The 15,077-nt window shown below is 69.4% G+C and carries 14 protein-coding genes; 9 read left to right on the top strand and 5 right to left on the bottom strand.

Features of this window, described 5'->3' with window-relative positions; translation table 11 throughout:
• Positions 1-216: 216 nt before the first annotated feature.
• Together AC1RTO_RS03420 and AC1RTO_RS03415 are read left to right on the top strand one after the other, a co-directional pair.
• The gene (locus tag AC1RTO_RS03420) at positions 217-1,200 is read left to right on the top strand and encodes an aspartate carbamoyltransferase catalytic subunit (RefSeq protein ID WP_493159512.1); all 984 of its coding nucleotides are present in this window, start codon (positions 217-219) and stop codon (positions 1,198-1,200) included.
• A complete protein-coding gene (locus AC1RTO_RS03415) occupies positions 1,197-2,420 on the top strand; it encodes a dihydroorotase (RefSeq protein ID WP_493159511.1) in 1,224 nt (407 codons plus the stop codon). The genes AC1RTO_RS03420 and AC1RTO_RS03415 overlap by 4 nt, the downstream gene beginning before the upstream one ends.
• Here AC1RTO_RS03415 and AC1RTO_RS03410 read toward each other — a convergent pair.
• From AC1RTO_RS03410 to AC1RTO_RS03400, 3 genes are read right to left on the bottom strand one after another with little or no spacing between them, the layout of a single operon-like run.
• Positions 2,417-3,736, bottom strand: a complete 1,320-nt coding sequence (locus tag AC1RTO_RS03410; RefSeq protein ID WP_493159510.1) for an SPOR domain-containing protein — start codon at positions 3,734-3,736, stop codon at positions 2,417-2,419. The two genes, AC1RTO_RS03415 and AC1RTO_RS03410, sit on opposite strands and share 4 nt — an antisense overlap.
• 26 nt (positions 3,737-3,762) lie before the next feature.
• A complete protein-coding gene (locus AC1RTO_RS03405) occupies positions 3,763-4,308 on the bottom strand; it encodes a hypothetical protein (RefSeq protein WP_493159509.1) in 546 nt (181 codons plus the stop codon).
• Between the two features lie 2 nt (positions 4,309-4,310).
• Positions 4,311-5,033 (bottom strand): AAA family ATPase, encoded by a 723-nt coding sequence (locus AC1RTO_RS03400; protein ID WP_493159508.1) that lies wholly within the window; start codon positions 5,031-5,033, stop codon positions 4,311-4,313.
• A gap of 151 nt (positions 5,034-5,184) precedes the next feature.
• On the opposite strand from AC1RTO_RS03400, the gene AC1RTO_RS03395 reads away from it, so the two are divergent.
• The gene (locus AC1RTO_RS03395) at positions 5,185-6,216 is read left to right on the top strand and encodes an SPOR domain-containing protein (RefSeq protein WP_493159507.1); all 1,032 of its coding nucleotides are present in this window, start codon (positions 5,185-5,187) and stop codon (positions 6,214-6,216) included.
• Positions 6,217-6,437: 221 nt separating this feature from the next.
• On the opposite strand, the gene serB is transcribed toward AC1RTO_RS03395, so the two are convergent.
• Positions 6,438-7,313, bottom strand: coding sequence for a phosphoserine phosphatase SerB (gene serB, locus AC1RTO_RS03390; RefSeq protein ID WP_493159506.1), 876 nt, complete (start codon positions 7,311-7,313; stop codon positions 6,438-6,440).
• Here serB and miaA point away from each other — a divergent pair.
• The 5 genes from miaA (at position 7,294) to AC1RTO_RS03365 (ending at position 12,655) form a co-directional block, all read left to right on the top strand.
• Entirely contained in the window at positions 7,294-8,259 is a 966-nt protein-coding gene (gene miaA / locus AC1RTO_RS03385; protein ID WP_493159505.1) for a tRNA (adenosine(37)-N6)-dimethylallyltransferase MiaA, read from the top strand. The genes serB and miaA overlap by 20 nt on opposite strands.
• Positions 8,260-8,325: 66 nt before the next feature.
• A complete protein-coding gene (locus tag AC1RTO_RS03380) occupies positions 8,326-10,071 on the top strand; it encodes an acetolactate synthase 3 large subunit (RefSeq protein ID WP_493159504.1) in 1,746 nt (581 codons plus the stop codon).
• A 146-nt stretch (positions 10,072-10,217) separates the two neighbouring features.
• Complete coding sequence (gene ilvN / locus AC1RTO_RS03375) at positions 10,218-10,733, top strand: acetolactate synthase small subunit (protein ID WP_293877987.1); 516 nt, start codon at positions 10,218-10,220, stop codon at positions 10,731-10,733.
• Positions 10,734-10,873: 140 nt separating this feature from the next.
• Positions 10,874-11,893: a ketol-acid reductoisomerase gene (ilvC, locus tag AC1RTO_RS03370; RefSeq protein ID WP_163958189.1), complete on the top strand. Its 1,020-nt coding sequence runs from the start codon at positions 10,874-10,876 to the stop codon at positions 11,891-11,893.
• Positions 11,894-12,052: 159 nt separating this feature from the next.
• Positions 12,053-12,655 (top strand): YceI family protein, encoded by a 603-nt coding sequence (locus AC1RTO_RS03365; RefSeq protein ID WP_493159503.1) that lies wholly within the window; start codon positions 12,053-12,055, stop codon positions 12,653-12,655.
• A 19-nt stretch (positions 12,656-12,674) separates the two neighbouring features.
• Here AC1RTO_RS03365 and AC1RTO_RS03360 read toward each other — a convergent pair whose 3' ends face one another.
• Positions 12,675-13,070 carry a BLUF domain-containing protein gene (locus AC1RTO_RS03360; RefSeq protein ID WP_493159502.1) on the bottom strand — a complete coding sequence of 132 codons (396 nt, stop codon included), beginning with the start codon at positions 13,068-13,070 and terminating at the stop codon, positions 12,675-12,677.
• A gap of 308 nt (positions 13,071-13,378) precedes the next feature.
• Here AC1RTO_RS03360 and leuA point away from each other — a divergent pair, with 308 nt between their 5' ends.
• Positions 13,379-15,034 carry a 2-isopropylmalate synthase gene (gene leuA / locus AC1RTO_RS03355; protein ID WP_493159501.1) on the top strand — a complete coding sequence of 552 codons (1,656 nt, stop codon included), beginning with the start codon at positions 13,379-13,381 and terminating at the stop codon, positions 15,032-15,034.
• Positions 15,035-15,077 lie beyond the last annotated feature (43 nt).

Genomic DNA, 15,077 nt, shown 5'->3' with positions numbered 1-15,077 from the left:
CGCCCCGGAACGCCCGTTCCCGCTCTGTCCTACACACCCCGGATATGCCACACCGCCCGGGATGGCGCGGCACCTCTCTCCCCTATCATCGCAGACATCGAAACGATCGGGACGGATCGTTTCCGCCAAGGTGTTCATGTTGTCCATGTTGCCCGCCGCATCGCCGGCCGTCCCCCGCTTGCCCCCGCCCCGTCCGGGCGCTACCCGGCGCGCCTAATGCAACGCTCGGACCACCGCCCCGCCGCCCTGATCGAGGGGGGCGCCGTCTTCCCGCACCGGCATTTGACCGGCATCGACGGGCTTCAGCCGCATGAGATCGCGTTCCTGCTCGACGAGGCGGAGACGTGGGTCGGCGCCAACCGCAGCCACGCCGCGCCGGACAAGCGCCTCGCCGGCCTGACGCAGATCAACGCCTTCTTCGAAAACAGCACGCGCACGCTGCTGAGCTTCGAGATCGCCGGCAAGCGGCTCGGCGCGGACGTCGTCAACATGCATGCCGCGACGTCGAGCGTGAAGAAGGGCGAGACGCTGATCGACACCGCGCAGACGCTGAACGCGATGCGCGCCGACGTGATCGTGATCCGCCATATGTCGTCGGGCGCGGTGCGGCTGATCGCGGACAAGGTCGATTGCCCGGTGCTCAACGCCGGCGACGGGCGCCACGAACATCCGACGCAGGCGCTGCTCGATGCGCTGACGATCCGCCGCCGCCGCGGCAGCATCGCCGGGCAGCGCGTCGTGATCTGCGGCGACGTGCTGCACAGCCGCGTCGCGCGATCGAACATCCTCGCGCTGACCGCGCTCGCGGCGGAGGTGCGGGTCTGCGCACCGTCGACGCTGATGCCCGCCGCGATCGAGCGGATGGGGGTGACGCCGTTCACCGATTTCGACGCGGCGCTGGCCGGTGCCGACGTCGTCATGATGCTGCGGGTCCAGAACGAGCGGATGGCGGGCGGCTACATCCCGTCCAGCCGCGAATACCGGATGCGCTACGGCCTGACGCCGGAGCGGCTGGCGAAGCTGCCGGATGCACTGGTCATGCACCCCGGCCCGATGAACCGCGGGGTGGAAATCGATTCGGCCGTCGCCGACGGGCCGCAATCGGCGATCACGGAACAGGTGGAGATGGGCGTGGCGGTGCGGATGGCGTGTCTGGATGTCCTCACCCGCCGGGCACGCGGCGTGGAGGGCTGGGCATGAGCACGATCGCCTTCCTGAACGCCCGCCTCGCCTGCCCGGTCGCCGGCGTCACGCCCGGCGGACTGCTGGTCCGCGACGGCGCGATTCTCGCATCGGGGACGTTCGAGATGCCGGCCGACGCGACGACCGTCGACTGCGGCGGCCGGACGCTCGCGCCAGGCATCGTCGACCTCGGCGTCTTCCGGATCGATCGCGCCGCCTTCCGCGCCGGCGGCATCGTCCGCGTCGCGCTGATGCCCGACGGCAACCGCGTGCTCGACGATCCCGGCATCGTCCAGCGCGCCGCGCTGATCGGCAAGCCCGACCTGTGGATCCACCCGATCGCCGCGGCGACGCGCGGCCTCGAGGGCCGAGACATGGCCGAAATGGCGGTCTGCGCCTCCGCCGGCGCACGCGCGGTCGGCACCGGGCGGCACTGGATCGCCGACAGCGGCGTGATGCTGCGCGTGCTCGCCTACGCCCGCGACCTCGACATCGCGGTCGTCGCGCATGCCGAGGACGGCGGCCTCACCGCGGGCGCGGTGACCACCGATGGCGAGACGGCGACGCGGCTCGGCCTGCCCTCCGCGCCGGCGGTGGCGGAGGCGCTGGCGGTGGCGCGCGACCTGATGCTGGCGGAGGAGAGCGGCGCGCGGCTGCATATCCGTCAGGCGACCACCGCCGCCGCCTTCGACCTGATCCGCGCCGCCAAACGGCGCGGCGTGCGCGTTACCTGCGCCATCACGCCCGCGCACCTCCACCTGTCCGACATCGCGATGAGCGATTTTCGCACCTACGCCCATCTCTCGCCGCCGCTGCGCAGCGAGGGCGACCGGCAGGCGGCGCTGGCGGCGGTGAAGGACGGAACGATCGACGTGCTCGCCTCGGGCCACGATCCGCACGGACCGGAGGAGAAGCGCCTGCCCTTCGCCGATTCGGCGGCGGGCATGGCGGGAGCGGAGACGTTGCTGCCGCTGGGGCTGATGCTGGTGCGCGACGGCCTGCTGCCGCTCGAACGGCTGCTGGCGATGCTGTCCGCCAACCCCGCGCGGGTGCTCGGGCTCGACACCGGCACGCTGGAGGCAGGCAAGCCCGCCGACCTGATGCTGTTCGACGCCGACACGCCATGGCAGATCGACGGCACTGCCTTCGTCGGGTCGGAGGGCAACACCCCGTTCGACGGCCTGCCCGTCCAGGGCCGCGTGCTGCGGCTGTGGAAGGCGGGCCGGGAAATCGCCTAGCGCGAGGCCAGCTGCACCGGGGTGCGCAGCCATTGCGCCATGCGGTCGCCGGCCTCGCGGCGGACGAAGCAGGCGCCGCCCTTGGCGCGATAGGCGCGGCACATCTGGTCCGCCGCATCGCGGGTGAAACCCCCGACCGACAGGCGGTAGAGCGCCCCCTGCGCCGCCGCGACCGTCGTGCCGGTCGGCTGATGACCCGACAGGATGGCGAAGCGGCGCGTCGCGCTGTCCCATCCGGACCGTGCGACCGCGGCGTTGCGGAAGGCGCCGATCTGGACGAACCAGTCGCCGCCGGCCGCGGCACGCGCGCGGACGAACGGCTTGGCGGCCGGCACCATCTGCACGACCCGGGCGGACGAGGCCGGGGTCGCCAGCGCGACGCGGGTCGGTGCGGAGTCGGCGCGGATCAGCGGCGCGGGCAACGGCTGCGCCATTTCGCTCCGCGGTCCGAACGTCACCCTGGCGAGCGACAGCTTGGCGAACTGGGCCTCGGCCGTTTCGGCAGGCGCCGGCGCGGCGGCGGCAACCTGCACCGGCGCCTCCTGCACCGGCGTCACCGGCACCGCGGCGTTGAGCGCGAGCGCGACCGGACGGCCGCCGTCGGCGACCGGGGTCACGCCGAGCAGCGCGGCGACCTGATCGGACGCCCCCCGCGGCTGTGCGAACGACGCCCATTGTTCCAGCCGGGCGTCGAGGTCGGCGGCCGACAGATCCGCCGCCGCCGCGACCCGCGCCATGTTCCACTGCCCGGCCAGCGCATAGCTGAGCGCGAGATTCTGCCGGATCTTGGCGTTCGCCCCCGGCGCGCGCGCCGCGGCGTTGAGGATTTCGATCGCGGCTGCGGGATTGCCGGCGAGCGCGGTCGCGAGGCCGAGGTCGCCGACCGGAATCGCCGCCGCATTGGCGTGCAGTCTCGCCTGCGCCGCCGCCCAGTCGCCGGTGGCGACCTGCGTCAGCGCGAGGTTGAGCGCCGCCTTGCCGTTCGCCGGATACAGCTGGACGACGTCCGCGAACGTGTCGCGCGCCGACGGGAAACGCCCCGCCTGCAGATAGCTTTGCCCGAGCAGCATGCGATAGCCCGCGTCGCGCGGCGCCAGCGCCACCGCATCCTCCGCGAAGCGCACGGCGGTGGCGACGTCGCGCCTGGCAAGCGCGCGCGCCGCCTTGTCGGCGTTGCGCGCCGCGGCCTTCGCCGCCTGCGCGTCGTTGCGGTCGCTCGCCGAGGCGATGCGGCCGGTCGAACCGGTGCAGCCGACCATCGTGCCGCCGAGCACCAGCGCGGACATGCCAAAGGTCAGGATCAGACGTGGTGTCATCGGGTGTTTCCCCAGATCTCGGTCGGTTACCGGGCGGCCTTGGCCGGCGGCAGTTGCGCGACGAGCGCCTCCACCTCCGGTACGGCGCCGAGCAGCGCGTCCAGCGCCTCGGTCACCAGGTCCTGCGCGGAGCGGTTCGTGATCGCGGAGGCGAGCCGCAACCGGAGGTGCCGGTCGGCATCGACCCGCAATGTGAAGGCCGCCTTGCCGCCATGCTGCGTCTCGCGCCGGATGCGCGTCGCGGTGGCGACGGACACCGATTTGGTCGCTTCGGGCGATCCGATCTGTGCGGCGAGCAATTCGCGCTGGACGAGCACGGTCGGCACCGGACCGGCCGACACCGGGCCGGTCGACACGACCGGTGCCGCGACCACGGGCGCCGCGACCGGCGCAGGTGCCGCGACTGGCGCAGGTGCCTCGCTGGTCCCCATGTCGTTCCAGCCGAGATCGTCGGTCGCTTGGCCGCCGCCGAAGCCGCCGAACCCCTGGCTGCGCATCGCCGGCCGCGCCTGTCCCTTGCGGGCGAGCAGGCCCGACGACAGCGATGCCATCGGCTTGGACGATCCGAACATGCTCACCCTCCCACCACGCGACGGCCGAAGCCGCTCGCCGCAGGACGCTGGCCGAAGCCTGGGCCGCCGGACACGGTCGGCACGCTGAACACGGTGCGGCGGAAGTTCTTCTCCAGCCGGTCGGCGACATAGGTCCACAATTGCGCGATCTCGCCCGCCGACTTGCCGTTCGGATCGACCTCCATCACCGTGCGGCCGTCGATCATCGACGCGGCGAAATCGGTGCGCTGGTGGACGGTGATCGGCGCAACGGTGCCGTGCTGCGACAGCGCGACCGCGGCGTCGGACGTGATCCGCGCCTTGGGCGTCGCCGCATTGACGACGAAGATCAGCGGCTTGCCGGCGCGATCGCACAGGTCGACGGTGGCGCCGACCGCGCGCAGGTCGTGCGGGCTGGGGCGGGTCGGCACGACGACCAGTTCGGACACGTTGATGACGCTCTGGATTGCCATGGTGATCGCGGGCGGCGTGTCGATCATCGCCAGCTTGAAGCCCTGCTGACGCAGCACCTCCAGATCGGCCTGCAAGCGCGCGACGGTGGTCTGCGCGAACGCGGGATATTCCGCCGTGCGCTCGTTCCACCATTCCGACAGGCTGCCCTGCGGGTCGATGTCGATCAGCACGACCGGGCCATGCCCCGCCAGCTGCGCCTGCACGGCCAGATGCCCGGACAAGGTCGTCTTGCCCGATCCACCCTTTTGCGATGCCATCGCGAGAACGCGCATAGGCCCCCTTTAAAAATTATCGCTATTTCCGGACGCAGACCTGCCAGACCGGCGCTAAGAACCGGTTAATGGGGGCTATCGTGCGATCGCGCTTTGCCTGCGGGGACAGCCGGGGCATGATGCGGCCGGGACGGTCAAAAGGGTGACAGGCATGCGGAATACGGGTTGGATCGCGGGCGCCATGCTCGCCGCGAGCCTCGCCGGAGGGGCGCCGGCGGCGGCGCAGAACGTCAAGGCGGGCGTCGATGCCTGGGGGCGCGGCGACTTCAACGCGGCGGTGACCCAGTGGCGCGGTCCCGCGGTGGCGGGCGATGCCGATGCGCAGTTCAACCTCGGGCAGGCGTACAAGCTCGGCCGCGGCGTGCCGCTCGACCCGGCGCTGGCGGAAAGCTGGTTCCGCAAGGCCGCGTTACAGGGGCACCAGCAGGCCGAGGACAATTACGGCCTCGCGCTGTTTCAGGCGGGTCGCAAATCCGAAGCCGCGGCGTGGCTGGAAAAGTCGGTGCAGCGCGGCGAACCGCGCGGCCAGCTGGTGCTCGGCACGATGCTGTTCAACGGCGACGGCGTCGCCCGCGACTATCCCCGCGCCTATGCACTGATGACGCTGGCGTCGCAGGCGGGGCTGAAGTCCGCGTCGGAAACGCTCGCGCAGATGGACCAGTATATCACCCCCGCCGACCGCGAGCGCGGCACCGCGCTCACCCGGCGTTACGCCGCCGATCTGCGCAATGCACCCGCGCAGGGCAGCCGCGGCGGCATGATGGCGATCGAGTCCACCGCTCCGCGCCGCCCGGTCGCGACCATCCCTGCCGCGCAGCCGCGCCCCGTCAAGCTGCCGCCCCGCGGCGGACCCGAGCGCGTGCCGGCGCCCTCCCCCGACCGCCCGGTCAACGATCGTATCGCCGCACACGAATCGCGCCCCGCCCCGGCACGGCCGACCCCGGCAAAGCCCGCCCCCGCCGCGACCGGCGGCGCATGGAAGATCCAGCTCGGCGCCTTCAGCACGCAGGCGAACGCCCAGACGCAATGGTCGCGCGTCCGCGCCAAGCTCGGCAACGCGCAGCCCGTCTATGCCAAAGCGGGCAACGTCATCCGACTGCAGGCGGGCGGATTCGCATCGAAGGCGGCGGCGCAAAAGGCATGTACCGCGTCGGGCGTGTCGTGCGTCGTGGTCGCGCCATAACGCCCGCGCGCTTATCTCCCTTTCCTATCGGGAGAGGGAGAGATGGCGCTGCCGGCGCAGGGTGAGGTCAGGCGCCGACCGTTAGGGCCGATCGACAGAAGATGACGTGCCGAAAACGGTGGTTTTGCGTGACCCGGAACGCAGCGTACTGACGGTACGTGACCACCGGAAGCACGCGAAACCGCCGTTTGCAGGCCGTCAGGGCTGAATGTCGATTGGCCCTAGTCCACCCATTCCGAGCGGCTGTACCCCTGCGCATATAACAGCGCCGACAGATCGCCGTGATCGATCCGCGCACCGGCCGCGGCCGCGACGATCGGCTTGGCGTGATAGGCCACGCCCAGCCCGGCACGCCGGATCATCGCCAGATCGTTCGCGCCGTCGCCGACCGCCAGCGACACCGCCGGATCGATCCCGCGGCGATCGATCGCGGCGAGCAGCGTCTCCTCCTTCGTCGCCGAGCCGACGATCGGCTTGGCGACCTTGCCGGTCAGCCGGCCGTCCGCGATCAGCAGCACGTTGGCGATCGCCCGGTCGAAGCCGATCTCCGCCGCCACCGGTTCGGCGAAACGGGTAAAGCCGCCCGACACCAGCACCGCCTCCGCGCCATGCGCACGCATCGTCCGCACCAGCGCCCTGGCGCCCGGCATGATTTGCACCCGCTCGGCGAGGCATTGCGCGATGACGCTCTCGCTCAACCCTTCCAGCAGCGCGACGCGCCCATCCAGCGCGCCCTCGAAATCGAGTTCGCCACGCATCGCCGCCTCCGTCACCGCCGCGACCTCGGCCTTGATCCCGGCATAATCGGCCAGTTCGTCGATGCATTCGACAGTAATCATCGTCGAATCCATATCGGCGACGATCAGCGCCTTGCGCCGCGTCGCGGTCGGCTGGACCACCACGTCGACCGCCGCGAACACCCCCTCCAGCGCGATCCGCGCCGCGGCGGGATCGGCGGCGAACGGCAGGTCGGCGGCGACGCCCTCCTCCAGCCACGCGCCCGTGCCCGGTGCGCAGCCGGCCGCCGCCAGCCGATCGACCGCCGCCGGGATATCGCCTGCGGCAAGTGCATCGCCTATGAGCGTCGCCGTGAACATCGCTGCCTCCCACCCGAAACCGGGGCCAAAATTGCCGGTGGCGCTCATCGCAGGGCCGACCGCCAGCGGCAAGTCCGCCGCGGCGATCGCACTGGCACGGGCCCATGACGGCATCGTCGTCAACGCCGACGCCAGCCAGGTCTATGCCGATCTCCGCATCCTGACGGCGCGCCCGGACGCGGCGGAGGAGGCGCAGGCGCCGCACCGCCTGTTCGGCCATGTCGACGCCGCCGACGCCGGCTATTCCGCCGCGCGCTGGGCCACCGAGGCACGCGATGCCATCGCCGCGGCCCATGAGGCGGGCCGGCTGCCGATCCTCGTCGGCGGAACCGGCCTCTACCTGCGCACCTTGCTCGACGGCATCGCCCCCGTCCCCGCGATCGACACCGACGTCCGCGCTACGGTGCGGGCGCTCCCCGTCGCCGAGGCACACCGCTGCCTCGCGATCGAGGACCCGGAGGCCGCCGGCCGCCTCGCCCCCGCCGACACGACGCGGGTCGCCCGCGCGCTCGAGGTCGTGCGCTCCACCGGTCGTCCGCTCGGCGCATGGCAACAGGCGCGCGTCGGCGGGATCGGCGACGCCATCGCGCTCGCCCCGACCATCCTGCTCCCCGACCGCGACACGCTGTTCGCCCGCATCGACGCGCGCTGCGAAGCGATGTTCGCCGGCGGCGCGGTGGAGGAGGTGGAGGCCCTGCTCGCGCGCGACGACATCGCCGCCGACGCGCCGATCCGCCGCGCGATCGGCGTCCCCCCGATCGCCGCGATGCTGTCGGACGCCTGCTCCCGCGCGGACGCCCTTGCGCAGGTGCAGTTGGACACGCGCCGCTATGCCAAGCGGCAGTACACATGGTTCCGCAACCAACCGCCGCCCGATTGGACAAGGACGACAGATTCAGTCCAATTATACGCCTCGATAGCAAGTTTGTTACAAGAACAGGGTTGACCCCGCGGTGCGGCACGTCTACCCGCCCCTGCCATCAACCCCGTGCAACATGAGTGGAGACGAACCGTGGGCGAAAAGAGCGGAGCAGACATCCTGGTCGAGGCGCTGTGCGATCTCGGCGTGGAGGTCGTGTTCGGCTACCCCGGTGGGGCGGTCTTGCCGATCTACGACGCGATGTTCCGGTCGGGACGGCTGAAGCATATCCTCGTCCGCCACGAACAGGCGGCGACGCATGCGGCGGAGGGCTATGCCCGCTCGACCGGCAAGCCCGGCGTCGTGCTCGTCACCTCCGGCCCCGGCGCGACCAATGCGGTCACCGGCATCACCGACGCGCTGATGGATTCGATCCCGATGGTCGTCATCACCGGGCAGGTCCCGACCGCGCTGATCGGCACCGACGCGTTCCAGGAGGCCGACACGGTCGGCATCACGCGCCACTGTTCGAAGCACAATTATCTGGTCAAGGACCCGGCGAAGCTGGGCGACACGATCCATGAGGCGTTCCATATCGCGACCTCGGGCCGCCCCGGTCCGGTCGTCGTCGATATCCCCAAGGACGTGCAGGTCGCGACCGCGCGCTACACCCGGCCCGGCCCGATCCAGCACAAGACCTATCGCCCGCAGGTGAAGGCGCCGCAGACGCAGATCGAGCAGGTCGTCGACATGCTCGCCGCGGCCGAACGCCCGATCCTCTACACTGGCGGCGGCATCATCAATGCGGGGCCGGCGGCGTCGCAACTGCTGCGCGAACTGGCGCGGATCACCGGTGCGCCCGTCACCTCGACGCTGATGGGCCTCGGCTGTTTCCCCGCCTCGTCCGACCAGTTCCTCGGCATGCTCGGCATGCACGGGACCTATGAGGCGAACATGGCGATGAACCAGGCCGATCTGGTCGTCGCGATCGGCAGCCGCTTCGACGACCGCGTCACCGGTCGGCTCGACGCGTTCAGCCCGAACAGCCGCAAGGTCCATATCGATATCGACCGGTCGAGCGTGAACAAGAACGTCCGCGTCGACCTCGCGATCATCGCCGATGCCGGCCATGCGATGGAGGACATGGTCCGCATCTGGAAATCGCGCCAGCATCCCAAGCCGGATACGCGCGACTGGTGGAACCGCATCCAGGGCTGGCGCGCGGTCAAGAGCCTCGACTTCCCGGAAAATGGCGAGGCGATCATGCCGCAGCGCGCGATCCGGGCGCTGTGGGAGGCGACGCATGCCCGCGATCCGATCATCACGACCGAGGTCGGCCAGCACCAGATGTGGGCCGCGCAGCATTTCGGCTTCGAAAAGCCCAACAAGTGGCTGACCAGCGGAGGCCTCGGCACGATGGGCTATGGCCTGCCGGCTGCGATCGGCGCGCAGCTCGGCAACCCGAAGGCGCTGGTCATCGACATCGCCGGCGAAGCCAGCATCCAGATGAACATCCAGGAGCTGGCGACCGCGACGCAATACCGGCTGCCGGTCAAGATCTTCATCCTCAACAACGAATATATGGGGATGGTCCGCCAGTGGCAGGAGCTGACCTATGAGAGCCGCTATGCCGAAAGCTATTCGGACTCGCTGCCCGACTTCGTCCGGCTGGGCGAGGCCTATGGCTGGAAGGGCATCCGCATCGACACGATGGGCGAACTCGACGACGGCATCGCTGCGATGCTCGACCACGACGGCCCGGTGATCGTCGACTGCCGCGTCGCCAAGCTGGCGAACTGCTTCCCGATGATCCCGTCGGGTGCGGCGCACACCGACATGATCCTGCAGGCCAACGAAGTGTCGGGCACGATGGACGACGAGGCCAAGGCGCTGGTCTGACCGAACCTGCCCCCTCCCTTGCGGGAGGGGCTGGGGGTGGATGGCGTGCTCGCGATACGGTGCCGATGGCACCCGCCCGGCCGTACATCCCCAGACGGCACCCACCCCCGACCCCTCCCCGCAAGGGAGGGGAGCGAGAGACGAACATGCACATCAAGACCGAAGCTTCCGAACGCCATACGCTGGCGGTGATCGTCGACAACGAACCGGGCATCCTCGCCCGGATCGCCGGCCTGTTCACCGCGCGCGGCTATAATATCGAGAGCCTGACGGTGTCGGAGATCACCGCGGACAAATCGGTCAGCCGCATCACCATCGTTACCAGCGCCTCGCCGGCGACGATGGAACAGATCATGGCGCAGCTCGATCGCCTCGTGCCGGTCCACAAGGTCACCGACCTGACCGCGCAGGGCGCGCACGTCGAGCGCGAACTGGCGCTCATCAAGGTCCGCGGAACCGGCGACCACCGAATCGAGGCGCTGCGCCTCGCCGACGTCTACCGCGCCCGCGTCGTCGATGCGACGACCAGCAGCTTCGTGTTCGAGGTGACCGGCTCGATCGAGAAGATCGACAAGTTCGTCGAACTGATGGGCGAGGTCGGCCTGATCGAGGTCGCCCGCACCGGAATCGTCGCCATCAGCCGCGGCAAGGAAGCGGCGTAGTACATCCTCGGCGCGACGCGCCGGAAGGGTGAGGGCAGCCAACGAACGCCCCTGCCCTCACCAACTCCGGCTGGGCAGCCGAGCTGCCAAGCCTTCGTATTCTCTCCCCCGGGAGAGGCAGACAAGCAAAGGGACATGACATGAAGGTCTATTACGATCGCGACGCCGATCTGAATCTCATCACCGACAAGAAGATTGCGATCGTCGGTTATGGGTCGCAGGGTCACGCCCATGCGCAGAACCTGCGCGACAGCGGCGTCAAGGACGTGGCGATCGCGCTGCGCGAAGGCTCGGCGACCGCGAAGAAGGCGATCGACGCCGGCTTCAAGGTGCTGTCGAACAAGGAAGCGGCGCAATGGGCCGACATCGTCATGATCCTCGCCCCTGACGAGCATCAGGCGGCGATCTGGGACGCGGATCTCAAGGGCAACATGAAGCCCGGCGCCGCGCTCGCCTTCGCGCACGGCCTCAACGTGCATTTCGGCCTGATCGAGCCGCCGCAGGACATCGACGTCATCATGATCGCGCCCAAGGGCCCCGGCCACACCGTGCGCAGCGAATACGTCCGCGGTGGCGGCGTCCCCTGCCTGATCGCGATCCATCAGGACGCCAGCGGCAATGCGCATGACGTCGCGCTCGCCTATGCCAGCGGCGTCGGCGGCGGCCGTTCGGGCATCATCGAGACGAACTTCCGCGAGGAATGCGAAACCGACCTGTTTGGCGAGCAGGCCGTGCTCTGCGGCGGCATCACCCACCTGATCCAGGCGGGCTTCGAGACGCTGACCGAGGCTGGCTACGCGCCGGAAATGGCCTATTTCGAATGCCTCCACGAAACCAAGCTGATCGTCGACCTGCTCTATGAGGGCGGCATCGCCAACATGCGCTATTCGATCAGCAACACCGCCGAATATGGCGACATCGTCACCGGCCCGCGGATCATCACCGACGAGACCAAGGCCGAGATGAAGCGCGTCCTCGCCGACATTCAGTCGGGCCGCTTCGTCAAGAACTTCGTCCTCGACAACCGCGCCGGCCAGCCCGAGCTCAAGGCGAGCCGCAAGCAGGCTGCCGCCCACCCGATCGAGAAGGTCGGCACCGAACTGCGCGCGATGATGCCGTGGATCGGCGCCAACAAGCTGGTCGACAAGGACAAGAACTAATCCGTCCGCGTGTCGCCCTCCCATCGGAGGGCGACACCGCACGCCGGACCGCGCCGTCCCGGGCGATGTCCGCCTCGAACGATCCGTTTCGGCTTTAGTGCTTCCTCCGCGCGCCAAGCCATGGTTAAACCTCCGAAACAATCCTTCGGAGCTTCCACCATGCGCCTCATCCTCGCCGCCCTCATCGCCGCCGCGGCGGTCCCCGCCATCGCCCAGACCGGCCTGCCCGGCACGCAGACCAAGGCACCGGTCACTGCCGGCACCTACAAGGTCGATACCGCGCATACGCAGGTGACGTGGACGCTCAATCACATGGGCTTCAGCATGCTCAGCGGCCAGTTCGGCGCGCAGGACGGCACGCTGACGATCGACCCCGCCAAGCCCGCCGCGACCAAGCTCGACGTCACCTTCGCGATCGACCAGCTGTCGGTCACCTCGGCGCAGTTCGCCGGCCATCTGAAGTCGAAGGACTTTTTCGACGCCGCGACCTATCCGACCGCGCGCTTCGTCTCGACCGGCGTCGTCGCCAGAGGCAACACCGCGAAGATCACCGGCAACCTGACGATCAAGGACCAGACCAAGCCGGTCACGATCGACGCGACCTTCGTCGGCGCCGGCACCAATCCGATGAGCAAGAAGGTCAACTTCGGCTTCCGCGGCACCGCGACGATCAAGCGCAGCGACTTCGGCCTCGGCTATGCGACGCCGGTCGTCGCCGATTCGGTGAAGCTCGACATCAACGCCGCCTTCGCCGCACAATGATCCCCGCCGGCGCGCGGCATCACGCCGCGCGTCGGACCTTGGCGAATCCCTCGAACGTGGCGCGCACCGCCGGATCGGCGTTCGCCGTCAGATGCGCGACGCGATCGAGCGCCGGGGCATCCTCTTCGCCCGGCGCCTTATAGGCCATCGCCCAGACGCCGAACTCGCGCGCCGCGATATCGCGGTTCGACAGCAGCACGAGCGCGTGATGCCGTTCGTCCTGCTGGATGCGTGCGAAGGTCGCGTCGACCGCCGCCTCCTCGCCCTCCAGCGCCTGCAGGAACCGCTTGCCGTCGAAAAACAGCAATCCGGTGATCCCCGCGGCGGCATTGTTGCGGCGCGACTGGGCAAGGATCGTGGCCGGATCGACGTCCGCCTGACGCCGCATGCTGCTGATATAGACGAGTTGCCGCATCGTAAGTCGTTCCCAACACAGGTTAAGGGGACGAACGACCGTCCCTGCTGCCGATACCGCGGCCGGGTTAACCATTGGTCACCACGGCCATGGCGCACGCGCCGCCATGCCACCGCCCGGGGGTAGACAAGCCGGACCGGCTCGGCCATGAACCCGCTCCTATGGACCGCGCCTGCACCCTGCTTCGACTTATCCGCCCTTAGGGCGGCGATTGCTCGTGCACGCTTCCCTAAGGGCCGGATAACGCTTCAGCGCCACCCCCGCCGCGTATGACCCGATGGTCCGCGGCGCCAAGACGGGACCGACACATGCTCCGCGATCCATCGACCAAATACCGCCCCTTCCCCACCATCGATCTACCCGACCGGCGCTGGCCGTCGAACGTCATCACGCGCGCGCCGCGCTGGCTGTCGACCGACCTGCGCGACGGCAATCAGGCGCTGATCGACCCGATGGATGCGGAAAAGAAGACCCGCTTCTTCGACCTGCTGGTCAAGACCGGCCTCAAGGAGATCGAGGTCGGCTTCCCCTCCGCCGGCGCGACCGAATTCGACTTCATCAGCGGGCTGGTGAAGACCGGCCGCATTCCCGACGACGTGTTCGTGCAGGTGCTGACCCAGTCGCGCCGCGACCTGATCGAGACGACCTTCGCCTCGCTCGACGGCGCGAAGCAGGGCATCGTCCACCTCTACAACGCCGTTTCGCCGGCATGGCGCAAGATCGTGTTCGGCATGACCCGCGACGAGGTGAAGCGGATCGCGGTCGAGGGCGCCAAGGTGCTGCGCGACGAAGCCGGCAAGCGCCCGGACACCGACTGGCACTTCGAATACAGCCCCGAAACCTTCTCGACCGCCGAACTCGATTTCTCGGTCGAGGTCTGCGCCGCGGTGATGGACGTGCTGCGGCCGACGGCGGACCGCCCGATCATCTTCAACCTCCCCGCGACGGTCGAATGCGCGACGCCGAACGTCTATGCCGACCAGATCGAATGGTTCGCGCGCAACATCCCCAACCGCGAGTGCGTCGTGATCTCGCTCCACACCCACAACGATCGCGGCACCGGCGTCGCCGCCGCCGAACTGGGACTGATGGCGGGTGCCGACCGGGTCGAGGGCTGCCTGCTCGGCAACGGCGAGCGCACCGGCAATTGCGACCTCGTGACCGTCGCGCTCAACATGTACACGCAGGGCGTATCGCCCAATCTCGACCTGTCGGACATCGACGCCATCGTGAAGACGGTCGACTATTGCACCAACATCCCCGTCCACCCGCGCACGCCTTATGCCGGCGATCTGGTCTTCACCGCCTTTTCCGGCAGCCATCAGGATGCGATCAAGAAGGGCTTCGCCGCGCAGGCGGCACGCAACGACGCCCTGTGGGAAGTCCCCTATCTGCCGATCGACCCGGCCGACCTCGGCCGCAGCTACGAAGCGGTGATCCGCGTCAACTCGCAGTCGGGCAAGGGCGGCGTCGCCTGGGTGATCGAACAGGACAAGGGGCTGAAGCTGCCCAAGCGCCTGCAGGCCGATTTCAGCCGTCACGTCCAGGCGCTCGCCGACGAGACCAGCCGCGAACTCGGCGCCGCCGACATCTGGGGCCGGTTCGAAGCGACCTATCTGCCGCGCGACGGCGACCGGTTCGTGCTGCGCGACTATGAGGAAACCGGGAGCGCCGGGGCGCGCCTGTTCGTCGGCCGCGTCGCGGTCGACGGAGTCGAACGTTCGATTTCCGGTCGCGGCAACGGCCTGATCTCCGGCGTCATTGCCGCGCTGGGCGAAACCGGACCCGACCTCGACGTCGTCGACTACAGCGAACATGCGATCGGCCATGGCGCCGATGCGCAGGCCGCCGCCTATGTCGAATGCCGCACCGCGGACGGCCGCACCGTGTTCGGCGTCGGCCTCGACACCGACATCGCCACCGCCAGCGTCCGCGCCGTCCTCAGCGCGGCGAACCGGGCGTAAAATGCATCCGGCGGAGCGGCGCCCTCGCCCCGCTCCGCCGGCC

This window comes from Sphingomonas sp. GW821-FHT10F09 (assembly GCF_058809195.1).
Note: the sequence above shows the minus strand (reverse complement) of the source record. Positions and strands in the feature narration are given on the sequence as shown.